General features: G+C 35.9%; 23 protein-coding genes and 1 tRNA gene. 13 read left to right on the forward strand and 11 right to left on the reverse strand.

Features of this window, described 5'->3' with window-relative positions:
• Positions 1 to 47: 47 nt before the first annotated feature.
• A complete protein-coding gene (locus FACI_RS05520; RefSeq protein ID WP_009887144.1) occupies positions 48 to 332 on the forward strand; it encodes a DUF357 domain-containing protein in 285 nt (94 codons plus the stop codon).
• Here FACI_RS05520 and FACI_RS09790 read toward each other — a convergent pair.
• From FACI_RS09790 to FACI_RS09795, 6 genes are all read right to left on the reverse strand, one after another.
• Complete coding sequence (locus FACI_RS09790) at positions 320 to 1474, reverse strand: DNA recombination protein RmuC (protein ID WP_009887145.1); 1155 nt, start codon at positions 1472 to 1474, stop codon at positions 320 to 322. The genes FACI_RS05520 and FACI_RS09790 overlap by 13 nt on opposite strands.
• Positions 1475 to 1523: 49 nt before the next feature.
• Complete coding sequence (locus tag FACI_RS05530) at positions 1524 to 1919, reverse strand: hypothetical protein (protein WP_009887146.1); 396 nt, start codon at positions 1917 to 1919, stop codon at positions 1524 to 1526.
• A 93-nt stretch (positions 1920 to 2012) separates the two neighbouring features.
• Positions 2013 to 2086, reverse strand: a tRNA-Lys gene (locus FACI_RS05535).
• A 62-nt stretch (positions 2087 to 2148) separates the two neighbouring features.
• On the reverse strand, positions 2149 to 2646 hold the full coding sequence (locus FACI_RS05540) for a hypothetical protein (protein WP_009887147.1): 498 nt from the start codon (positions 2644 to 2646) through the stop codon (positions 2149 to 2151).
• 77 nt (positions 2647 to 2723) lie between these two features.
• Positions 2724 to 3935, reverse strand: coding sequence for an MFS transporter (locus tag FACI_RS05545; protein WP_019841591.1), 1212 nt, complete (start codon positions 3933 to 3935; stop codon positions 2724 to 2726).
• A gap of 129 nt (positions 3936 to 4064) precedes the next feature.
• Positions 4065 to 5105, reverse strand: coding sequence for an ISNCY-like element ISFac3 family transposase (locus FACI_RS09795; protein ID WP_009886142.1), 1041 nt, complete (start codon positions 5103 to 5105; stop codon positions 4065 to 4067).
• A gap of 35 nt (positions 5106 to 5140) precedes the next feature.
• On the opposite strand from FACI_RS09795, the gene FACI_RS05555 reads away from it, so the two are divergent.
• Both FACI_RS05555 and FACI_RS05560 read left to right on the forward strand, forming a co-directional pair.
• Positions 5141 to 5302 (forward strand): DUF2080 family transposase-associated protein, encoded by a 162-nt coding sequence (locus FACI_RS05555; protein WP_009886141.1) that lies wholly within the window; start codon positions 5141 to 5143, stop codon positions 5300 to 5302.
• Between the two features lie 66 nt (positions 5303 to 5368).
• A complete protein-coding gene (locus FACI_RS05560; RefSeq protein WP_009887149.1) occupies positions 5369 to 5995 on the forward strand; it encodes a helix-turn-helix domain-containing protein in 627 nt (208 codons plus the stop codon).
• A gap of 2 nt (positions 5996 to 5997) precedes the next feature.
• Here the strand turns inward: FACI_RS05560 and FACI_RS05565 are convergent, their stop codons facing one another.
• Together FACI_RS05565 and FACI_RS05570 are read right to left on the reverse strand one after the other, a co-directional pair.
• A complete protein-coding gene (locus FACI_RS05565; protein WP_009887150.1) occupies positions 5998 to 6774 on the reverse strand; it encodes a hypothetical protein in 777 nt (258 codons plus the stop codon).
• A gap of 11 nt (positions 6775 to 6785) precedes the next feature.
• Positions 6786 to 8957 carry a 4Fe-4S binding protein gene (locus FACI_RS05570; RefSeq protein ID WP_187288938.1) on the reverse strand — a complete coding sequence of 724 codons (2172 nt, stop codon included), beginning with the start codon at positions 8955 to 8957 and terminating at the stop codon, positions 6786 to 6788.
• Between the two features lie 138 nt (positions 8958 to 9095).
• Between FACI_RS05570 and FACI_RS05575 the strand changes: the two genes are divergently transcribed.
• Positions 9096 to 10634, forward strand: coding sequence for a hypothetical protein (locus FACI_RS05575; protein ID WP_019841594.1), 1539 nt, complete (start codon positions 9096 to 9098; stop codon positions 10632 to 10634).
• A gap of 104 nt (positions 10635 to 10738) precedes the next feature.
• Here the strand turns inward: FACI_RS05575 and FACI_RS10255 are convergent, their stop codons facing one another.
• Positions 10739 to 10894 carry a hypothetical protein gene (locus tag FACI_RS10255; RefSeq protein WP_009887153.1) on the reverse strand — a complete coding sequence of 52 codons (156 nt, stop codon included), beginning with the start codon at positions 10892 to 10894 and terminating at the stop codon, positions 10739 to 10741.
• 623 nt (positions 10895 to 11517) lie between these two features.
• Between FACI_RS10255 and FACI_RS05580 the strand changes: the two genes are divergently transcribed.
• Positions 11518 to 11739 carry a hypothetical protein gene (locus FACI_RS05580; protein WP_009887154.1) on the forward strand — a complete coding sequence of 74 codons (222 nt, stop codon included), beginning with the start codon at positions 11518 to 11520 and terminating at the stop codon, positions 11737 to 11739.
• Between the two features lie 82 nt (positions 11740 to 11821).
• Positions 11822 to 12040 (forward strand): hypothetical protein, encoded by a 219-nt coding sequence (locus tag FACI_RS05585; protein ID WP_009887155.1) that lies wholly within the window; start codon positions 11822 to 11824, stop codon positions 12038 to 12040.
• Positions 12041 to 12818: 778 nt separating this feature from the next.
• On the opposite strand, the gene FACI_RS05590 is transcribed toward FACI_RS05585, so the two are convergent.
• Positions 12819 to 13577, reverse strand: coding sequence for a DUF929 family protein (locus FACI_RS05590; protein ID WP_009887156.1), 759 nt, complete (start codon positions 13575 to 13577; stop codon positions 12819 to 12821).
• Positions 13578 to 14021: 444 nt separating this feature from the next.
• Here FACI_RS05590 and FACI_RS05595 point away from each other — a divergent pair, with 444 nt between their 5' ends.
• Genes FACI_RS05595 through FACI_RS05620 form a run of 6 tightly spaced genes read left to right on the forward strand, consistent with a single transcriptional unit; the run spans position 14022 to position 19783 of the window.
• Positions 14022 to 16529 (forward strand): cytochrome c oxidase subunit I, encoded by a 2508-nt coding sequence (locus FACI_RS05595; protein ID WP_009887157.1) that lies wholly within the window; start codon positions 14022 to 14024, stop codon positions 16527 to 16529.
• Positions 16530 to 16540: 11 nt separating this feature from the next.
• Entirely contained in the window at positions 16541 to 16762 is a 222-nt protein-coding gene (locus FACI_RS05600; protein ID WP_009887158.1) for a hypothetical protein, read from the forward strand.
• Entirely contained in the window at positions 16759 to 17373 is a 615-nt protein-coding gene (locus tag FACI_RS05605) for a sulfocyanin (RefSeq protein WP_009887159.1), read from the forward strand. Before FACI_RS05600 ends, FACI_RS05605 begins: the two co-directional genes overlap by 4 nt.
• A gap of 10 nt (positions 17374 to 17383) precedes the next feature.
• Positions 17384 to 18214, forward strand: coding sequence for a cytochrome c oxidase subunit II (locus FACI_RS05610; RefSeq protein ID WP_009887160.1), 831 nt, complete (start codon positions 17384 to 17386; stop codon positions 18212 to 18214).
• Between the two features lie 56 nt (positions 18215 to 18270).
• The gene (gene cyoE / locus FACI_RS05615) at positions 18271 to 19137 is read left to right on the forward strand and encodes a heme o synthase (RefSeq protein ID WP_009887161.1); all 867 of its coding nucleotides are present in this window, start codon (positions 18271 to 18273) and stop codon (positions 19135 to 19137) included.
• A 31-nt stretch (positions 19138 to 19168) separates the two neighbouring features.
• Positions 19169 to 19783 carry an MBL fold metallo-hydrolase gene (locus tag FACI_RS05620; RefSeq protein WP_009887162.1) on the forward strand — a complete coding sequence of 205 codons (615 nt, stop codon included), beginning with the start codon at positions 19169 to 19171 and terminating at the stop codon, positions 19781 to 19783.
• Positions 19784 to 19805: 22 nt separating this feature from the next.
• On the opposite strand, the gene FACI_RS05625 is transcribed toward FACI_RS05620, so the two are convergent.
• Positions 19806 to 21182, reverse strand: coding sequence for an IS1634 family transposase (locus FACI_RS05625; RefSeq protein ID WP_009886083.1), 1377 nt, complete (start codon positions 21180 to 21182; stop codon positions 19806 to 19808).
• A 348-nt stretch (positions 21183 to 21530) separates the two neighbouring features.
• On the opposite strand from FACI_RS05625, the gene rpl3p reads away from it, so the two are divergent.
• On the forward strand, positions 21531 to 22523 hold the full coding sequence (gene rpl3p / locus FACI_RS05630; protein ID WP_019841599.1) for a 50S ribosomal protein L3: 993 nt from the start codon (positions 21531 to 21533) through the stop codon (positions 22521 to 22523).
• The last annotated feature ends 2 nt before the right edge of the window (positions 22524 to 22525 follow it).

The following is a 22525-nucleotide window of genomic DNA, read 5'->3' on the forward strand; positions in this document are numbered from 1 at the left end:
TCAAACCATTATAAAATTAAATAAATATCATCATTATATTCTGGAATATGGAATTGAAGGAAAAGGTTGAGAAATATTTTGAAATTGAAAAAGCTGCACTTGACAAGATCCGTATAATAGCTCCTGTAGACTCATACATATACGGAATAGCCAAAGATCATATGGACATGGTTTTAAATTATTATAATGATGCAAAATACTTCTACAGCAAAAATGATTTTATTAACGCCTTTGCGGCTCTTAATTATTCATATGGGTGGATAGATTCGGCAATCCGCATAGGGCTGTTCGATGGAAACTCAGATCACAGGCTCTTCACTCATTTTAAATAACTATCATAGTCATCTGGACTTTTCTCAACTCCATGCAAATCCATATTTGCACCGTTATTTGCCACATCTGTCTTTATTAAATTCTCAATAACCGGTTCAAGCTTATTTTTAATATCCCTTGTCATCCTATTGAATGAATCTATTGATTTTGAAAGGTTTTTTGATGTTTCATTTAAATCTCCCACAAAGGTTTGCATATTGTTGTAAAACTCCTTGATTTTTGCTATCAGGCCATTAAAATTTTCCACAGTATTGATGTCTTTCCATCCCATGTGCACGGTAAGCAATAGAGATATCAATGTTACCGGCGTTGCTATAATTACCTTCTTTGATATTGCATCTTCTATAATTTCCGGTTTATTTGACATAACAAGGCTTAACAATGATTCCATGGGGAGAAACATAACGACAAAATCAACAGACCCATCGAATTTTTCCCAGTATTTTTTTGATGCAAGGTCCCTCACATGGCTATTGAAAGCAAGCATATACTTATCCAGGAAAGTTTTGTCCTCTTCACCATTCATATGTTCAAAATATCCGGATAGGGGGACCTTTGAATCAACAACTATTGTTCTGCGGTTTGGGAGCTTTATAATCATGTCTGGCTTAGTTAACCGGTCTTCAGAAACTGCCTGTTCGATAAAATCACAATATGGCGTCATGCCTGCTATCTCTACGGTTCGCCTTAATGTGATCTCACCCCATTTGCCTCTTATAGACGGATTTTTGAGGGCGCCTGATAATTTTATAGTATCATGTTCAAGGTCTGTTATTTTCCGTGATAGTGTATCCAGATTATCTTTCAATGCACCTGATTCGGATTTGCGTTCACGCTCTATATTCTCTATGTATGTCTGGTAGGTTTTCAAAGAATCTTTTAATGGCTCTATCAGGCCATTCAATTTTAATCCGGTATTTTCACGCTCGCTCCTCTCAATTTCCAGTGCATTTTTAAAAGCAATTGTGCCGGTATTCAGAAGGTTCCTGCTCTCAGATTCAATAAATTCATGCATGGAAGCTTTTAACTTATCCTCAACATTGCCGGACATTTTTCTATTTATCATTGAGTATATTACTATAGCAAGTGCAAATCCAGAAATGAATCCTGCAATAATTCCTATTACAAGCACAAAAAACATATTTACAATATACTAAACAAATAAAATAAATTTGTCATACAAATTGTGTTTATTGTATGCCAAGATCTATCTGGTTTTCTATATATTTCCAGAATTTATCCTCGATTTCAAATCCCCATAATGATTCAGGGACTTCGAAAAATGCCAGTTCAGGAGTTAAAAGAAAACTTTCTATTGCTGCCACCCCCAGATTCTGTAGCCATTTGCCCATTCCAATACTTATTTTTACATTATCCGGTGTTCCGGAAATAGTAATAGAATATGATCTGTCCATACCGGCTATGCTTCTTAGCAACCCTTCCTTTGTTGCCTGGATAAGGGTTCCATTTGGATGTTTTCCTAGCTGGGTTTTAAACTTCTCATTCTGAAAATACTGCTCTACAACATTTGATAATTTATCCAGGTCTATGTTCTTTCCGTTAAATTCTCTGTCCTTTGTTTTCATAGTCCCTTATTGGAATATTTATATATAATCTTTTTTGAAAAAGATACGATATTGGATAACTAGAAACCGGATTTTAAACAATTTTATATTATACGGGTCCGAAGGGATTTGAACCCTTGACCGATGGATTAAGAGTCCATCGCTCTACCTAGCTGAGCTACGGACCCAGTTAGTTAAATAAGGTTATAACAAAATACTATTTTAACTTTTTAAATATTTAGTTGACAATTTAAAAGTCCCTTAATCTAAATTTGTTGTTCAGTAGAATACCAGCAATTGCTACTATAATACCGATCAATATGAGGAATGTGGAAAAATCTGCAACATACCCGATATAAACCAGATATCCAGTCGGCCCGTATGTTATGGAAGTAGCCGGATGTGATCCTGTAAATTCTATGAAAGCATAACTTCCTTCAGTCATGTTCCTATACTCTTTTATGTTCCCGAAACTTGTATAGGTAGGGAGGCTTAAAGCGGATAAAGCCGTGGTATTAGTAACATTTCCTATATCTTTAGATGGAACAAGCCCAGAACTGGTTACGGGGTTGGTAATAGATATTATAAAATGTTTGGAATCAACTGATATGTTCTTTGATATGTACTCATTTCCCTTAACTGTAAAATTATTTTCGCTAATTTTTGGTTTTTCCATGCCACTGTATACGTACATAGAAACACCAACTATCAACATCACCACGCCAAGTACAAGAATCCATTTTTTCATAAATATTTCTAATAGGGCTTTATAACTTAAATTTCATATTGGTTAATATATTCTACAAAATAGCTTAAATAATATATCTATTCCACATTGTTGCTCAAATATATCTCCCTGAATTGCGTAATAAAGTAAAGCAGTACTATGCTAAATACGAATAGTGTAAAGATAATAATCATTATAGGTATATCATGATTGACCTTGATTATAAGCAATCCACCTACAACTGCACCGAAGAACACACCAGCATGTTGCATTGAGGTATAAAATCCAAGGTTTCCACCGTAGCTGTTTTTCGGAGCCAATCTGGTTATAAGTGTTGGAAAAACTGTTTCACTAATTATATACCCGGAATAGAAGCCTGCAACACTTAAAGCGAAGTATGTAACATCAGTTACGTGCGTATTAAGGAAGAACAACGGCACGCTTATCAGTAACACAATGAGTGATACAAGTGAAAATAGCACTGTTTTATTTTTATCTGCCGGCCTTGCTATAGCAAGCCCTATTATACCAGCAATGAAAACTACAGGAATAAGGAATTCATAGAATCTACTAACAGGGAAATACTTCAATGAAAATACTGGAAGATAAAGATAAAACACAATCATATAAAAATAAATGAAAAAACTGATTATTGATATAACTGCCAATTTTGAATCTATGTGCGCCTTTATTTTAAACATTTTTTCCTTCTTTGTTTCTTTAACTTTCCATAGAGGGATAAAAGATATGGCACCTATGATAGCCGCTATAACAAAAATTGAAGAATAATTGAAAATAGTTGCAAGCAAAGGCCCTACTATAACCCCAAGCATAAATGATAACCCGATTGCAACTCCTATAATTGCATCTGATATGTTCCGCCTGTTTACAGGAACGCTTTCATGTACAAGGGCAATTCCTGCAGAACTTACTGCTCCTGCCCCCTCTACAAGCCTTCCCAGTATGAGGCCATAAATATTGATCGGATCAGCACATATAAGATTGCCTATAATAAATGTTGCAATTCCTATAGAGATAATTAACTTCCTGCCATACCTATCAGAAAGCCGCCCAAGGGAAGTCTGGAATAAAGCCATTGTGATGCCGTAAGCTCCTAGTGCTGTTCCAATTAATAAGTACGATCCTGTGAATTTTTCTCCATATAATGTAAATATAGGCAATACCATAAATAATCCCAGTGTTCTCAACCCAATTGTAACTGAAACGAGTGAAAGGATTCTAAATTGATTCTTATCAAAAGCGCGCATCATGTATCCACAAATAGCGCCATTTATTATATTATTTTGCATGCTATATTGTACTATATCATTAATTAAGTGCTATTTTTCGACAAAATATGACTATAATAATTTTATAAAAACTGTTTCATATTTGTTATCTAACAAATGGTAAGAAAAAATGGGGTGTGGGACACTATTCTAATACCTCCCCATATTGAATAAATTGTGCCAGACATTGGTGCATAACAGTGCATTGCCTATCCTGTCATCCCTTCTCTGTGCCATATTCCATCCCAGCATCTTCTTGTCTGCTGCAAATCCTGATTCTGAATTGCTTCTTTTATGGTACTTTTCAAGGTAATTCATAGTGTCATTGAGAAATTCCCTTATTATAGATTTCCATTTATGTGAACCGTGCAATGTAGAATTCTTCTTAGGTATAATGTATACCTTTGTATCCCCTAATTTATCTACATATGAAGGTGATGAATAATACCTGTCAAGCCTTATAGAATCTATATTAATACCTATTTTGTTGACAATCCTCATTGCATTGTCATATGCATTTCTTTCAGATTTCATGCTTGTTCCGGAGGCTATATACATCCTTGTCCTTAAATCCATAATGGAAAAGGAATATGCAAACAATCTTTTTCTATGCCCTTTTGATTTTTTATCCTTATGTTCTTCCTTTCCAATTTCTTTATTCTCCTTTGCAAGGTCTTTCAACCTCTGTGCATAGGATTCGTAGTTCTTCTTTACTGTTAATGAATAGCCCGTGCCATCGCCTGTTGCATCTGAATTTGCAATATTCTTATTCTTCAGTAACAATACATGGAGATTGAATATGGCCATTACAACTTCATTGTCTGAATATAGCCTTTCTATTGTTTTATATGATACATCTATGCCTGAAAGCATAGAAAATATATCGAGCATATTAACAAACATCCTGTTTGATTCGCCAACAAGCTGTTTTATAAGTATTAATTTCACCCTCTGGGCAAGTAATAATGAATGTGGATGCCCTGGCCTTTTAGCAATATGCATAATGGATACGGCTTTTTCAATAAGGGGATCAAGTTCCTTCATTGCAGTTTTAATTCTCCGTGAAAACTCGGATTCGTATGTTCTCCAGTTTCTCCCCTTTTCCGGATGTTCCTGTACATACTTCTTCCCCAGTATATTGTTTATCTCCTCAAGTTTATACTGTATGTCCTCACTCCTGACAAGACCCATAGATAGATATATATACAATGTATATATACATTACTATGGGAAAAGTGGAAATACATGAGACAACAGAGGTCTCTATAAAAGGAATATATGGATTCATAGAGAGGAAAGTAACAAAGTTCGGATCGGGTGCAAAGGTGGATTGCCCTAAGGAATTTCTCGGCAAAAGGGTTTACATTGTAATAACCAGGGACGAATAATAGTGTCCCACACCCGAAAAAATGAAAATCTTTAATAATTAGGTGGTTATGTTTGTTCGATGTTGCATGCAAATATTATACTCATTTAAATACGAAAATTGTTTTGCTTCAAAACTTATAAATGACTTTAAGATCAGAATCAAAATAGTTGAGCAGGAATTTCGCGACAAATATATCTATGAAACATTATCATTATATTCAGAATCTGAAGATATTCTCAAAAAAACAATTGATTACCTTGAAAACTATAAACATTCAGAAGATGTGACTATCGTAGAGAAAGGTGCCAATTTTGTAACGCTTAACGTTGTTGCTAAAAGCTGCCCGCTTGTCGAAGTTATGAAGAAAAAGTTAATGAATTCAGATAGTAAAATTAAACTTGAACGGATAGACTACTCCGGCAACCTATTCTGGGAATTAAATGTTAGCAATTACAATAAAATCAGGCATATTGACGATACCTTAAGGGAAATATACGATATAAAAGATAGTAATATAAAGACCTTCAATGGTAGGCGTATAAGCATTAAATCGGAGTATATTTTAAAAGAAGCATTCGAAAGGGGATATTTTGATGTTCCGAAAAAGATAGGATTAAAAGAGCTGTCATCTACGCTTGATATCCCACCAACTACGCTTGATTTATTATTAAGAAGGCAGCTAAGGCAGGTTATACAACAAACAATAAAATAAATTTATTTAAAAATACTCAGCTGGAATACTATTGAAAGAACAATCAATATTGTAAAAAACTGGTGCATAGGAATTATAAATCCTGGCCTCGATGCTGATTTGTTTACAGATATGAAAACAATTATTCCTACTATGATCTGTACTCCTATTATTATTAAAGCAACGTTGTAAGTGAAGAAGAATAATATCAGGGTAAATAGGAATAACAATACCGCTAGCCCGTGTATAGTCCATATCCACTGCGCTTTTGTTTTAGGTATTTTGAAATACCCGATTGCTTTTTGATATCCACGCTCGCCTGTTGTCATTCCTCCCATATATATTACTGCAAAGAAAAAGTATAATGGAATGTTGTGTATCACAAGCTCCAGCACATTTCCAGCTACAGGATATATTATCAATAAATATGTCAATGCTGTTGAGTAAGCCAGTATGTCATGCAGGCCCTGAACAACTGATGGTGCTTTGCCAGCAAGGGTATATAGCGTTGCCATTCCCAGCAATGCTGTTAAAACTACAAGAATTAGCCCTGTAATTTCCAGTGTTCCGTGGATAAGAACTACCATAATTACAGCGTCAACCCCGAGCAATGTGGCCAGTATCCTGTGCCATACTTCAGGGTCACCTGCCTTTGCTTTCAGAGGCATATCTTTGGTATATGGCCACTTTGTCCCGAGTGACAATCCATATCCATATCCTTCTACTGTCCCGCCAACTATAACTATTCCAAATGCAAGAATTACCTGGAATAGAAAATAATAATATAATATTACATTCATTAAATTCACCTTTATTTCTTAAACCCCGAATTTTTCTTTACCATTACAATATCACTACTATAATCTTTATTTTTTCTCCATATTCCTAATCTTTCGTTAAGAAAATTTCTGACATCATAAAAGTATATATTGTCGTATGGGCATGCCCTCTTGCAATCCCCGGCTCCTACACATTTAACACTTTTGAAAGACCCTTTCTCTATAAACTGGCCCGGCAAAGTAGATATTCCAACCTCACAGGAAGTGGCACATGCCTTTGTTTCACAGGTTCTGCAAACATTTTTGTCCTTTACTTTAAGTTTGAAGAAACCCAGTACACTGAAGAAACCAACCAGCGTACCTGTGGAGCACCACCCATACTTTCTGCATGGGCTCATACCCACAAACGGGATGGAAAAGAAGAATACATACCACAGAATATTCCATATAAAATAGGAATAAAACACGGATGGATCTATTCCATAAATGCTAAAACTAAGGCTCCCAGTTGCCGTATACATATATGAGAATAGGGATGCCAGGATAGCCCATATCCATGCCCCACTGGCTATAAACAGTATTGAATCGGTAAAATGGCTTGATCTCATTTTGCGGCTGGGTTTTGCTTCCCAGTTATACCTCCCCATTGCCTGCCCGAGTGTTCCACCATACATTACTGCTGATGGGCATAAGGTTGAACAATAGGACCTCCTGCCGAAAAGGAGGGCAAGGAATGCATATAATGCATATGAACCCAGAAGTGGTATAACAAGGTAAGGGTATAGTGCAGCCTGTGCTCCAGTATTGGCCCAGAATGGGAGTTTATTATAATATAGGGGGTTTAAAAAATTAGGCCCCACTGTCGTATAGAGAATATATGCTGTTATGGCAAAGGCCAGATTTATTTTCTTTCCTCTATCCTTTAAAACTCTCATCCGGGCTATAACAAGAGCTATCATTTCCGTTCCCATAATTATAAGAAATGTTGGTGAATCCGTTATGTAACCTATTATGTAAAGAATTTCAATAAATGTGGATACCGGTGTAAATTTATAAACACCACCTACCATTCCATAAAACATCAAAAAATTATAAGTCCCGGTAGATGCAGGCACAAATGGTGAAACAAACTCTCTTAAAACATCATGCGCATAAAAGCCCGCCACAGATACTCCATGAAATGATGGCAATGTGTCTATTGCCCTGAAAAATGGGAGGTAATTGTACGTTGCAAAATCCATTGAACCCGCCATAAACAATTCTGATACAAAGGATGCAACAAGCACAAAAAATATTAATCTGGCTGGTTTATTAATTATCTTTTTCCTTTTAATTACGACATTATTCTCTGTTTTTGTCACGTTAATAGATGGCGTTTTCACAGAAAACATACTGCTAAAGTAATACCACATGCCAAACAGTATTGCCACTGCAAAGAATATCCAGGCAAATCCGAAAGGTTTCAAGATTATAGTTCCGATGAAGGTGCCGATACCCATTAAGAGATAATCAATAAATATCATCTTAATATGATAAGCATCATCTTTTGGTAAAATGAGTTTGTGTTTTGCCATGAACTCAAAAAATATAATCATAAATATTATCATGATAGCTGTTTCCCCAACACCACCTATAAAGACGAATTTGTCATTGCCTAGAAGCGTTGGTGCGAAAAGATCCATGGTGAATATAGATATTGCAGCATATTTGTGCATGCCCTTTGGCTTGTATACAAGGAAAAGGGCAAACATTTCTATGCTCATTGGAACAATGAAATATATCGTGTTTATCCCATTGCTAAGTGCGCTTACAAAATCAAATGAATAAATAGTATGATAATAATCGAAATGTATTATAGTTGGGTTGAACAGGTAAAACAAAAACAGCCCCATTGAAACTTCATTCCATATAATCAAACCAGTAAATGCTGTTGCATTTGCCTTTGTAAGCCCTTTTCTATCCAAACCACCATGCATTACACCTACAAATACTGCAACTACGGGTTGTGACATTAATATCATACCAAATGTAAATGCCAGACCTGTGTCCAGAAAATTGTGAACTGTGGTTATATAAAGCAGGAACGCGTCCAGCATACTTGCCATCATGGCCGTGAAAATTCCTATTGCTGCAATTCTAAGAAACGATATATCAGTCTTATGTCTGAGTATATATGAAAATACAAAAATAATGTAAGTTACCATAAAAATAATTGTCATAATTCCAATCAAAAATATCGTATCAAACATGTGGCTGTGCATTAAGTGATTTTATTATTAATTAATTGTAGATATTATTCTATAATTAAACTTATCCTTATCAAGAAATATTCAAAGGATAAAATGAAGCGAGAAATAGTTGAAAGTCTAATAATTTCGGTTTTTACACTTTATCTGTTTATATACTCCGCGATTACGGGGGTATTTGTAGTTTATAATACAAGATTATATCCATCAATATACCAATTTCTTGCTTTTCTATTGCCTTATGTTGTGCTTCCTCTTCTGGTTTTCTTCAGAAAAAACTCGGTGATTAACAGGATATATCTATATTTCTTATTTATAGGGCTATTTTCATTTATTGTACTCTTATTCACATACATAGTTTACCCGTTGATGGAGATAATGGTATTGCTTACAATAGCATTTTATACAGATATTATAGACAATTTATATTATAAGGAAAATAAGCCACTATTTTACCGTGGTGCAACATTTGTGCTTATCCTATTTGTAATGTTGCTGGTGTCCAGGTTCTTTGTCATATCTGTACCGGTTGAACCAACGAAAATAGTTGTTGATTCTATATACGCCGATTTCCCACATTCACAGGTGCCATTCCTATTCTATTATGGCATTATAATGAGGGTAAATTATATTGACTTTACAATGGGAATCCAATCAATTATTCTTTATTTGATATTGGCAGCGCTGTTAACCGAGAACTACTTCCTTATATTCAGTATAGTAAATATTAACGGTGGGATTTCGAGAAAAAAATCAAATGGAAGAAGAGGGGCAAGTGCAATGGTAACGCCTGCAATAAGTGGTGCTGTATCCGCACTGAGTTGCCAGTGCGAAGGACTGACGGCTATATTGCCAACTATTGCTGCCGTTGTTGCCTCGGCCATTTCCACGGCATTGCTGTCAGAAAGTATATTATTGCTATTAATCAGCAATTTTATGCTTACGGTGTTTTTCAACCGGCGGGCAAGAGTTAAACTCATATCACACATTAAAGATCTTAGAAATAGTAATTATTTTCCTCTCCTTGCAATATTTTTTGTTATGTTAATTCCAGTCATGGAGGTAATAGGAATATTCTATCATCTTCAATTAACTTCGTTAACATTCTTTTATGGAGTTAACATACTGATGTTTGTATCAGGCATATTTTTGATGTATGCTATTACAAAGATCGGTATGAAACCATTTATCAAAACTGTTAAGATAAAGGCAATACTTGCGGCAATTGCTTCAATTTTGATGTTTATCTGGTTTATCCCGCCCGTTGCATATTTTGCATATACCAATTATTATTACTATTTTCTCATGAATATAATGGGTGTAATTTCAGGGCTTTTAACCTATCTGGTGTACTTTAACATATCTAAATTTAAGGCCGCTTATATCGAGTTTAACTCTATGATGTTCAGTATGACCGCCCTTGTATTTTTCTACATATCCATAATATCACTTGATGATCTTTTCCCATTTTATGGTATAAAGCAACAGTTGTATTTTTCTGCTATCCTGTGGGGAATAACACTTCCATTTATGTGGTTGAGTACAATTGAAACAATGTACAGGCATTCTATAGTTGATACACCAATATTGCAAAAAGCCCACCACCAGGGAAAAGCAATACAGGCCGGTAAATAATTGTAATATTTTTAAAATTAACTAATTTTTATAAAATCATAATATTCCAAGAGATAATCAAAAAGATTTAAAAAGAGTTATTAAAATATAAAGGTAACTTGAATTTATTTCCTTAAAATAAATTCTTTTACGAAAATAGTCGCACCTATCGTAATCGCAGCACACATTCCCATTATAACCTCTAAAAAGAAAGTCTCGGTATTGGGATTATAAGCTGCCGGATGAAGAGTAATCATCGCTGTTAATATATCTGGTATCATAGTAATTTATTACATATACATATAAAATACTTATTAATGAATATATTCAACTATTCACTTCCAAACATGTCTCACCACATATGATAAGTTCCACAAATTATAAGGCTGGTGATTAGGTTAGGCACCTGTATTAAACTTGAAAATAATATCCTGGAAAAAAGATACGGAATATAATAGTCTCTTTATGCAATATAGTTTTGAAGTCTCTTATCATGTTCTATTCTGTATTCCCCGGAAAGGATGCAGTATTAATTTGGCAGTGTTTTATGTATTTTCAACCGAAATTATTTTCTATTGGCAAATATTTCTATGTTCATTGGAATACAAAAGGAAGATAAACTGGGCCAAAAAATTATCGCAAAAACTGGAATAAAAATCTCAATAATAACACTATAGTAATCTTATCTACCAATATTGACGCAAACTTTCACTATACTTATGATGGCTAGAATAAAAATCAACTTATGGTAATTAAGTATTCTACCGCTGTCTCATTTCAATTAAACCGGAACACCTGAGAAAATCATATTTGCCGTCTCTAATGTGATAATATATATCAAAACAGTACCTCACTAACTAAATTCTATAATAAATATTAAATATAATTAGTTTATACTTATACGGTGATAGACATAAAAATAGGTGGAGTTAAACTATTAGCTACAGGTATGGGGCTGTTACTAGGCGGATTCGGAACTGCTATACTTTCTATATATTCCCTTTTGCCATTCGAAGCTTATACTGCAATATTGGGTGTGGCAGTTTTTATCATAGGACTAGGAATTACAGCATTGGCATCAACTAAAATTTCTCTGAATGCCGGAAATGATAATAAAATAGATTAGATATTCATTCATTAATGATATATTTAAATTATAAATATATTTTACAATTACTTTTAAGTATAATACAAAATTATAGAAATACATGACAGTAAAATTAGAAAATCTTAATAAAAAATTATTCTCAATGCCCCTATTGGGAATGTTTGCGTTGTTGCTTGCATTCAATCCAGATTCAACGGGTTCCATTGTGTCCGGATTTTATGCTGATGGGTATGCAGTGGATTTATTCATGCTGGCTGTTGCTATTGCCTTTATTGCAGCTCTGATTATCTTGAAATTCAAGGGCAAGTTTAAATCCTAATTTGATGCACGGGACCATATAAAATTATGCCATGTATTTTATCGAACCAATATCTATTTTTGCCATATGTATCACTTTTATTGAAGTATTATAATCAAAGCATATAGTTATAGTTAACTTATATGTCTTATAACCTTTGCAAGTGAATTGTTCCATATTATATTTTAGAAGACCCCTATAACTTTTCCTTTTTAATTTTTCACTTTTTTGCTACCTTCTTTTCTGCCCTCACAACTTTTAGATTTTCTCATAAAATTAAACATTCCATATACCATCTGTGTTTATTGCATTGAACTCCACCTATCCTCTGTCTACATGCTTTGCATGTTCTATTGTGCAGTGGAATTCAACCATTGGAAGCATCATTTTAAATTCTTCGACTAGGAGCATAGCGTTTTCTCTCTACTAGTGGCAAATCTCTGTACTTTCCAGTTGTCTAGCCACCTGATTATTATGTATGGTATCTTAGCAGCACAATTAATAAGTCGTTTCTTTATATGATGATAATGTTATGATCCACTTCCAGGATACAAACAGTCTTATACTCGGCCTTCTGTTAGTTTGCCTGGATATGTATCGCGGTCCCTTTTACTTTCCAGGATACTAGCTTAACTTTCTTAAAAAAATTAACAGGTTAGGATTTGAACGTTATATCAACTCAATTTTAAGTTGCTTGTCGTTGTCAATATACATAATATAAATTGTCATAAAATCAAGTTATAATGTAACGGGATATTTGATAATAAAGAGTTTAATAGAAACAAAAATTTTTGCACAATCATCTGACATCTTTGATAGTTGCTTCCAAACCTTCCATGCCTGTATTTATTCCATTATCATTAGTATTATTATTTACATCATGTAGTACTTCTCCAGGCGTGTCATTTGTATAATCAGCTGGATCAACTATATACCCGTTGAAAAGGTATGCCCCAGATGGCCCTGTAATAAGTGTAACTGAGTTTATATGCGGTATACTGCTCATATTATCACTGGAAATACTTAATCCACCAACTATCGCCTCAGTTGTATATCCTTTTACTACGTTATATACAGATGAAGGAACGTCTGCCTTTAAAACTTTTAAGCCGGCTGCAGGTGTTGTATTATTATTCAAATTTTCTCCATAAAGATACACTGGAACTACAATTGTATTTCTATGATCATATGTAACGCTATACGTATAACTGGTATTAAAGATAAGTCCGGGAGTATTATTGTACTGGTAACCACTCATGGATTGGGTTTCATTGAATGTTCCATTCATATTAAACCCGTTACTGTGGAGGAAATCATACAGAGCCCATGAACCTGCATCCCCTGTAGGGCTTCCACCCCAGGTAATATAGTAAACAAACGTGCTGGTATTATCTTTAATCAGTGCACTGTCTGAAACTTTGCAATATGTTTCTAGTTCTATAGATTCATCATGAGCATTATAATGTTCCGCTCCATAAATAGCAAGAAATGCTATTACAACAAAAAATACGATAAAAAATGCCAGTAATTTTCTGTTATTTTTTCTCTCATCGGTCATTTTGGATAATAAGTTTAATAAGATATTTAGATATTTTTATAGAACTGATGTGCGACAATATGAGTAACAAGAGAAGGGCGTACCTATTAACCCGACATGATTTAGCCACATTTTAATGTAAATTAAGGACCTCACACACCAAACCCTTTTAACAAACAAAGTTTCATCATGTGTATTCATTTAGAGCACCTTTATTTATGGGCAGGTATATAAAAAAGTACACAATTTAACATGTAATATATGTTAACTGATATTTGTATCCAGAAATAAATTTTTTTGTTTCATTGTGTGGTTATTTTTTTAATTAAACTATTTCCCGGACGATAATATGGAAAAACGCAATAAAGAAGTGCTGTAAATCGTAAGCAATCAAAATATACGCATAAATTATCCACGAAAATATTCTATAATTAGTCTTATATTGAACAGTGAAATAGTAAAGCCATGGAAGCTGAAAGTAACGACCAGATTTATGAAAGAAATAACAAAATATACAATTCAGTCAGAGGCTGGATTTTTACTACGAATCATAAACAAGTTGGACTGCTGTATATACTTACATCTTTGGTTTTCTTTATAGGTGGTGGAGTGCTGGCTCTTTTAATGAGGGTTCAGCTCGCTATACCCAGATATGATCTTGTGCACTATGGATTATTTTCAGGAAGATTCTTGGATGCGTTGCAGTATAACCAGCTTGTAACTATACATGGTTTCCCGATGTTAATATGGTTTTTGGGGCCACTTGGATTCGGTCTTGGTATATATCTGGTCCCACTGGCTCTTGGCTCAAGGGATATGATATTCCCGAGGATTAATGCCCTTGGCTACTGGCTTTATCTGTTTAGCGGTATTCTCCTTTGGATAGGTTTCTTCCTGCCAGGAGGAAACCTTGATACCGGATGGACAGTGTATCAGCCATTATCATCTTTTAAATTCACGCCGTACTTAGGGGCAGATACTGCAGCAGCCGCTGTGGTTGTAAGGAGCCTTGGGACAATAATTGCGTCGACGGAGGTAATTGCCACGGTTTTCAAGGCAAGGGCCCGTGGCTTCAGATTAATGAATATGCCCCTATTTGTATGGGCAGTTCTATGGGTATCCATGATATCATGGTATGTGTTCCCTGAAATCGGCGCAATGTTCTTTACCCTCGTTGTATCTAATGTTCTTGGACTTAGTGGCTTCATATCCACTTATGGCGGTGCTTTGATGTGGGAAAACCTGTTCTGGTATTTCGGGCACCCGGAAGTGTATTTACTATTATTGCCAGGTACCGGAGCAATGTTCGATTATCTATCTAATCTTGGTCATAGGGCACCCTACCTGAAGAAATGGATGATAGCTGCCATGGGTGCAATTTCTGTCGATAGCGTAATGGTGTTCCTACACCACACATTCATGACTGGAATAGTATTTGCATGGTTAATGGCAACTAGTGTATTTACAGAGACAATCTCAATACCAACTGGAATGCTTATAGTGGGATTAATAGCAACGCTATTGGGAGCTAAGCATAAATTCCAGACACCCATACTATTTGCACTTGCGGCTTCAACATCCTTTATGATCGGCGGAATTACCGGTGTAACGCAATCTTCACTTGCAATTGACACAATTGTGCATGGAGATTACTACGTTGTAGCACATTTCCATTACTTCATGGTAGGAGTTGCTGTGATGGGATTAATGGGAAACCTGTATTATTACTTCCCTAAGTTCACTGGAAAAATGTATAGTGAAACATGGGGAAGAATACACTGGGCTATTGCATATATTGGAGTTAATGTACTCTATTTCCCGATGTTCTTCCTTTACGATTTGCCAAGGAGGGTATACACATATCCGGCTGGCTACGGATATACTATATTTAGCGAAATATCAACGGCGGGGGCATTTATTTTCGGTTTATCATTCCTGATAATGTTCGCGAATTTCGCCTATTCTATGAAAAAACATGCACCACTTACAGATCAGAATCCATATAAGGCTACAGCTGGATTTGTATGGTTCACATCAAATCCACCGAAATACTACAATTTCGATTACGAGCCATATGTCGGTGGAGAGGATCACAGAGATCTTCTACTGGATAAAAATAATCCGATAAAACCACCAAAGGTGGAACTTTCTACGAGGCCATTATTAATTGGAGTGGGAGTAGTTCTAGCATTCATCGGTGCAGCTGTTACTCTTATGGGATACAAGCCATACGCCTTTGGTCCTGCATATGCTTACCTTGGATATGGAATAATAGCATTTGCAGCAGCTATATTCCTGTGGGGCACCATAGGATGGATGTATGATGACTTCAAACTGAGATCACCGAATGTACCTCCTATGTACAAGAAAGAGCCTGTAATGAAAGGATTTAACAATACAAGGCTAGGTATGCTTATGTTTCTTGCAGGCAACATGATATGGATGGCGACTTTCTATGGGATGGTTGAATGGCTTAAATTGCAGTCCGCATCACCATACGTGGATGGCAATGATCCTACTACCTGGTTCTTCCCGACCATGGCAACAGTATACATAGTAATTTCCATAGTTGCAATAGGAATAGCAGCTTTGCTAGCATGGGGTTCTACATATGGAGCAATAAGAAAGGAACGCAATAAAAGCGCCAATTATATGACTGCAGGTGTTGTATTAGCAGTGATATCACTGATAACATCATTGCTTTCCCTAATTGTAATCAATGCGCATCCGGCATTAAGCTATGGTGGCGCAACTGCGAATAATCCTATAGCGTCAATGTATTGGCTAATATCCCTTATGGACCTGCTATTCTCTATAGGTGTGATAGCCGTGATGATAAATTACGTAGTACATCTAAAGAGGGGAAAGAAGATACTTTGGGGAAGAACCGCAACAAGGGCGGATGTCGTGATGTGGTTTGTTGCGTTTGTGTTCCTAACAGGTATCTTTACTACTATAGCTTTCGTGGTATGAGGTGAGAAAATATGGATAATTTAAATAAAGAACAAACAGAAAATGTAAATGTCAATAAAGTGCCATTGAAATATGGATATGAAGATATTGACATGGAAATAGGCGATGACGACCTTGAATATAACCAGGTAGGGATATTGAAAAATCCATATGCAGTGGCTATTATTATAATAGCCATATGGTTTTCACTATGGCTGTTTCTACAGGTCTTCCTTGGGAGGTGGTTTAGTTGAAACCGATTCTGAAGGCGGCATTTGCTGTGTTGGCAATAGCTATAGTACTAATAGCTGCTATAGGTATTGTGACGGCTGAGTATCATCCGATGAACACAATAATGTCTGATCAGGGAGCAGTTTCGCACCGGGATATACCATATTACAACACAACAATCAATGGTACACATGTTGAAGTTGTGAACCTGTCACTTGCCGCATGGGGTCAGGGGAATGGGTATCCTAACGCCTACCCGTTTAACTTTAATGGGACTTCATACGGTGCGATGACCATTTATCTGCCTGCGAATGCCGATATTCATGCTAACATGACAAATTATGAGGTAAAACCACATACTTTGAAGTTTGAATTACCGTATAGTTCACAGTGGTCGACAGGTCCTATATGGGCACATACCAGTGTGCACGTCAAAAAAGTAATAGCCAGTACAGGAACAATAGATCCTATATGGTATGGTAATGTCGCACATTACAGATCAATATGGTGGAACGATACAGCGTCTGGCCATTACTGGGTAGTCTGTGGTTTAACTACCCACGCTGAAGCAGGCATGTATGCGTTTGTGATAGTTAGCAGTAGCGTTACTACTCCATACTATACTATAAAATGAGGTGGATAAGATGTTTGAAATATATAATATAATTCCAAGTGTGTATCATTTGATACCCAGGGGTTCCATTACGGGGGCCGAAATAACATCTATATTTCTGGCTTATGTATTACCAGGCATATTGATAGGAGGGGGTTTTGCCCTCTGGTATGTATATGTCTTTTTAAAAAGCTATAAGCCTAAAAATGCAGATGAATTTGAGAAGGAGAAATACAACAAAGATATGGATATGAGGCCGGGCAGGATTGAAAACCTTGAACGTGGCAATAAAACAATATTTAAAATATTCGTTTTATTTGTTGTGTTAATATTGCTGTCTTTACTGGTTTATGACCTACCGCCTGCATATGGTATCAGGGTCGCTGGCGCTGCACCATCCGCACCTACAGATAGCCACCATTATATGGATATCAATGTTGTAGGTTACCAGTGGCAGTGGGTGTTCATATACCCCAACGGAGCATCAAGCAGGCATTTCCTTGTACTTCCAGCTGATACGCCTATACAGTTTAATGTAACTAGTGTGGATGTGATGCATTCGTTTTACCTGATTAACGTAACTAAAGTGGATGCTTTCCCGGGTCATTACAACTATGTATGGTCTAATATTACATTGACCGGAGAATACCAATTTGAGTGTGTCGAACTCTGCGGTCTTGGACACGCTCATATGAGAGGACAGGCTTTCGTCCTTCCTAAAGCACAGTATGAAAGCTGGTTAAAAACAACCAGGGGAGGCGAAATGGTAGAACAATTCCATGTCGGTACTTACTCTGAAAACTACGGACCCAACAACTATGATAATGGAACTGTAATAACTCCACCTTCAGCCGGTGCATAAATAAAATAAATTTATCTTTTAAAATTTTTAATAAACATTATTTATGGTGACTAATTATGAGCAAAATTACAAATTTCATGAAAATTACAAAGTTAGAAATTACGATTCTAATTGACTTAGTTGCCATTACAGCATTTATTCTGGTACCAGGCAGTTTTTCCCATCCTCTTATATTGTTTTTATTGATTTTGAGTGGGACTCTGGCATCGATGTCAGCCAGCATGTTCAATAATATTTATGATATGGATATAGATACCAAAATGAAGAGAACAAGGTCCCGGTCATCTACACTTAATCCCGGCACAAGAGGGCTTATCTTCAGTATAGCTGCTGCAATGATAGTTGTTTCTTTTGTTTTAAGCTCAGTATTTATTAACTTACTCACGGCGTTATTCATTTTTGGGGGTTTCCTTAGCTATGTTTTCCTGTATACTATTCTTCTCAAGAGAAGAACTACATGGAATATAGTTATTGGTGGTATAGCGGGAGGTTTTCCAGCTCTGGCTGGATGGGCAGCATTAACCAACTCTGTATCCTTTACATCTCTATTTCTGGCTTTTCTTGTGTTCATGTGGACGCCAACTCATTTCTGGAATCTCTCAATTAACAATGTGGACGATTACAAAGCCAGCCAAGTGCCAATGCTTCCAGCAATAGTTGGAATAAAGAAAACAGAGTTCTGGATTGTTATAAATACTGTGATTCTAATATTTTATTCGTTAATACCTCTATTTGTACCTTCAATAAAACTTGGCCTGCCATATATACCAATAGCTATCATAATGGATATAATTCTGTTATACTATGTTCTAAAGCCAGCTTTCAAGTCGTATGATAAAAAATATTTCAGAAAAGCTTTCGGCTTTTCCAATATGTATCTTATGATATTATTGCTGGTAATCATAATATATCCATTTATATAATTTAAATTAATAGCATTCGGGGTAATGATATTTGTCTAAAATTAATTTTGATTTTCCTGAAGGAATTATGATCATACCAAATACGGTTGTAAATGTATATGTTATAAAATATATGGGAACAGTTATACAGATAGATGCTGGAATTAAATCTGACGCTAATAAAGTTATCAATTTTTATAAGGATTCCGGCTTGAACCCCGACTACATTCTGATTACCGCGGTAGATTACATCCATGTAGGCGCACTAAGGGATATTTACGACGTATACAATCCGAAAATATACGTTCCAAAGAGGGAAATGGGGAGTATGAAAAATGGTCCTACGCTCAGGGGTATTCTTGAAGTAGAAGGCAAAGGGCTACAATTTGAAGGAATACAGCACGTTTATTCATATAACAAAATGGATATTGATTTTCTGGAAGTTATTGGAACTCCTGGTTATACCATGGATAATGTTTCAATTTATTTTCGTGATAAAAATTCACTATTTGTTGGGGACTCTATTATAATTAAAAGGAACAAAATAAAAATTGATAGCATGTTTACACAAAATATGCAGATGGCTAGATCGTCTCTTGATAAAATTAAAGAATTTTGCCCGGCAACCTTATTCCCATCACACGGGAATCCATACAGGTGTGAATAACCATCATTAAATCCTTAACTCTTCATTTTTTACGTAATATGTCCAGGTCTATCCCTAATTTTGATATAAGCTCCTTTGCCTTCTTAGGTATTTCACTTACCATCTCAGTTTTCCCTGTATTGTATATTTTTATCCTTGAAAGTATCAGGAGAACATCCTTTACACTGTATTTTCCATCTATCATGTTAAGTACCTGGAAATGCAGGTACAGTGATAGTAAATTAAGGAACATGTATGCTGAAAGCATGTGGTCGTCCCTTATATATGATCTATCTGCCTCAAGATCGTTCTTGTACACATTAAAAGCGTATTCAACGTATTCACGATCTTTGTACAATCTGTATATCCTTTCTGGTTCATCATTGATATCGGAAAGGAGGTAAAGCTTTCCAAAGTCACCAGAATGGTCATAGTATGATGATTTAGGCCTTATATTGTCATGAATCCTTATGAGATAGTCCCTCTCTTCCTCTGATTTTAGAACAGGGTCCTCAAACATGTAAACACCATTCTCAGGCTTCCAGTACTTTACTGGTTTCCCATTGTACATGAATACACCAAGGAAATCATCAGTATCAGGTACAAGGGAAGAATTCCTCCTCAATGGTATTATGTAGCTCAGGTGCCTCTTCTTTAGCTTTTTAATATTGTCTGCGGAGAAGAAACCCTTGTCAGCAACTATAACGCATTTCTCAATACCTGCCATGTCTATTGTATTTGCCATAGCTGACACATCCCTTATTGACCCTGGAAGTACCCTTATAAATGTGGGTAGAGTCCTTGTTGATGAGAATAACATCATAACATTGATCTGTGGCAGGTGTATCTCCTTAGAATTATGGCCGGGTTCCAGGAATGATATATTATCCGATCTGGAGAATATGGCTGTTGAATCCATTAAAACATATTCTCCCTTCTCCGTGAGCTTCCCCATTGCATTTACCATGCCTTCCTGTGGCAGTGATGACAGCATTCCGGAAATAGACCCGGGAGACATGGATTCCCTATACATTCTTGAAAGGTATGTTTTCTCATATAAATACCTTAAAGATTTCATTGGAAGTGGCTGTATATCCCTGAGGATAACATATATTATTATCCTGTCGTACATGTATGGAAATACCTGCTTCAGTACCGGGAGTACTGTCTTCCCTGCTATTCCATACAGTAATGCAATATTTCCATATTCATAGTCTCCCCTTATGCCCGAAACATCGCTCTTCTTTATTATCCCTGCAGGTGTTACAACACCAAGGTATTTGCCTGTAACTTTCCTTGCTCTTTTGAGATCCTTGTCATACCTGCTTGACGATTCATATGCATAATACCTGTCACCGAATCTCCTTATTTCTATCCCTTTGCCCTTATGTTCCAGTACCCAGTCTGGCATATTATTCATATAACGTATATATACGTAATATGTATATAAATATTTCTCTAATCTAATGTGGTAATAAACCCCGTAAAACACTAACTCACTATTACATTGATAGAAAGAATAAAGATGATCTATAACGTAAAAAACTAATAGTTAAGGTTAAATATATTTTTATATTCAGTCTACCATAAGATATCTTTTCTATAATCCACTAAATCCATAGTGAACGTATAAATTAAATAACAAACTTAATAAATATTAATCTAATAACCTTTAGAATTTAACCATACACATTGGGCAATGCTAAATGCAACCCGTAATATTGCAATTTATTGGCAATATAGCAAGTGTAACGGTTGGTGATATAAAATGGCAACACCGCATCATTCCCGAAGGGGATCAATGGCGTACTATCCCAGAGTACGTGCTAAAAAAATTGGGGCTGAAATTCGTTCATGGCCAGAGATAGAGGGCAAATCGAAGATTCAGGCATTCGCTGGATATAAAGTAGGTATGACACACATACAGGTTACTGACTATAGAAAAACCAGTGTAACTGCTGGAAAAACAATTATGGTTCCTGTAACTGTGGTGGAAGTTCCTCCGATCAATGTCATAGCTATAAGATACTATGAAGATGGAGACAACGGGCTTCAGGTTTTCGCTGAGAAAAGAGCTGAACAAATAGAGAAAGAGGTATTCAAAAGGATTCCTGAAATTAAAAATAAAGAACCAAAAAATATTGAAATAAAGGACGTCGCTGATGTCCGCTTACTTGTGAATACAAATCCTCAACTTGTTACTGGAATTCCAACTAAAACCCCTGAGATATTTGAAGTTAGAATATCAGGTTCTACCATAGCAGACAGAATCAAACTGGCAGAAGAAAAATTAGGCAAAGAACTTCACTTTGATGATTTCAACTCTACCGGTTCTTTTGTCGACGTCATATCAGTTACAAAGGGAAAAGGTTTTCAGGGAGTAGTAAAAAGATTTGGAGTTAAACTTTTACCAAGGAGCAACAGAAAACACAGAAGGATGATCGGAACCCTTGGTCCATGGCATCCCGATTGGGTAAGAAACACTGTCCCACAAGCCGGGCAGGTTGGGTTACACCAAAGAACAATACATAATATCAGGATAATGAAAACTGCAACGAAAGAACAGGTAGACGAAATTAACGTCAAAGGTGGGTTCTTGAAGTACGGGCTTGTCAGAAATGATTACATACTTCTTTACGGCTCCATATCCGGGCCATCAAAACGGCTTATTAAAATGAGAGACCCCGCAAGGCAGGCTGTTCCAAATACGGACAAAGTCGATATTACATACATATCCAGAGAATCTAAGCAGGGTGATTAAAA

Origin of the sequence: Ferroplasma acidarmanus Fer1 (assembly GCF_000152265.2) — an archaeon.
Classification (GTDB): domain Archaea; phylum Thermoplasmatota; class Thermoplasmata; order Thermoplasmatales; family Thermoplasmataceae; genus Ferroplasma; species Ferroplasma acidiphilum.

Coding starts and splice junctions, on each gene's coding strand:
- FACI_RS05570 (WP_187288938.1), bottom strand. CDS start 8,957: ATGGTAACTTACATTATTTTTGTATTTTCATATATACTCAGACATAAG.
- FACI_RS05575 (WP_019841594.1), top strand. CDS start 9,096: ATGAAGCGAGAAATAGTTGAAAGTCTAATAATTTCGGTTTTTACACTT.
- FACI_RS10255 (WP_009887153.1), bottom strand. CDS start 10,894: ATGATACCAGATATATTAACAGCGATGATTACTCTTCATCCGGCAGCT.
- rpl3p (WP_019841599.1), top strand. CDS start 21,531: ATGGCAACACCGCATCATTCCCGAAGGGGATCAATGGCGTACTATCCC.
- FACI_RS05590 (WP_009887156.1), bottom strand. CDS start 13,577: ATGACCGATGAGAGAAAAAATAACAGAAAATTACTGGCATTTTTTATC.
- FACI_RS05610 (WP_009887160.1), top strand. CDS start 17,384: ATGTTTGAAATATATAATATAATTCCAAGTGTGTATCATTTGATACCC.
- FACI_RS05540 (WP_009887147.1), bottom strand. CDS start 2,646: ATGAAAAAATGGATTCTTGTACTTGGCGTGGTGATGTTGATAGTTGGT.
- FACI_RS05560 (WP_009887149.1), top strand. CDS start 5,369: ATGCAAATATTATACTCATTTAAATACGAAAATTGTTTTGCTTCAAAA.
- FACI_RS05585 (WP_009887155.1), top strand. CDS start 11,822: ATGACAGTAAAATTAGAAAATCTTAATAAAAAATTATTCTCAATGCCC.
- FACI_RS05545 (WP_019841591.1), bottom strand. CDS start 3,935: ATGCAAAATAATATAATAAATGGCGCTATTTGTGGATACATGATGCGC.
- FACI_RS05565 (WP_009887150.1), bottom strand. CDS start 6,774: ATGAATGTAATATTATATTATTATTTTCTATTCCAGGTAATTCTTGCA.
- FACI_RS05595 (WP_009887157.1), top strand. CDS start 14,022: ATGGAAGCTGAAAGTAACGACCAGATTTATGAAAGAAATAACAAAATA.
- FACI_RS05530 (WP_009887146.1), bottom strand. CDS start 1,919: ATGAAAACAAAGGACAGAGAATTTAACGGAAAGAACATAGACCTGGAT.
- FACI_RS09790 (WP_009887145.1), bottom strand. CDS start 1,474: ATGTTTTTTGTGCTTGTAATAGGAATTATTGCAGGATTCATTTCTGGA.
- FACI_RS05520 (WP_009887144.1), top strand. CDS start 48: ATGGAATTGAAGGAAAAGGTTGAGAAATATTTTGAAATTGAAAAAGCT.
- FACI_RS05555 (WP_009886141.1), top strand. CDS start 5,141: ATGGGAAAAGTGGAAATACATGAGACAACAGAGGTCTCTATAAAAGGA.
- FACI_RS05600 (WP_009887158.1), top strand. CDS start 16,541: ATGGATAATTTAAATAAAGAACAAACAGAAAATGTAAATGTCAATAAA.
- FACI_RS09795 (WP_009886142.1), bottom strand. CDS start 5,105: ATGGGTCTTGTCAGGAGTGAGGACATACAGTATAAACTTGAGGAGATA.
- cyoE (WP_009887161.1), top strand. CDS start 18,271: ATGAGCAAAATTACAAATTTCATGAAAATTACAAAGTTAGAAATTACG.
- FACI_RS05625 (WP_009886083.1), bottom strand. CDS start 21,182: ATGAATAATATGCCAGACTGGGTACTGGAACATAAGGGCAAAGGGATA.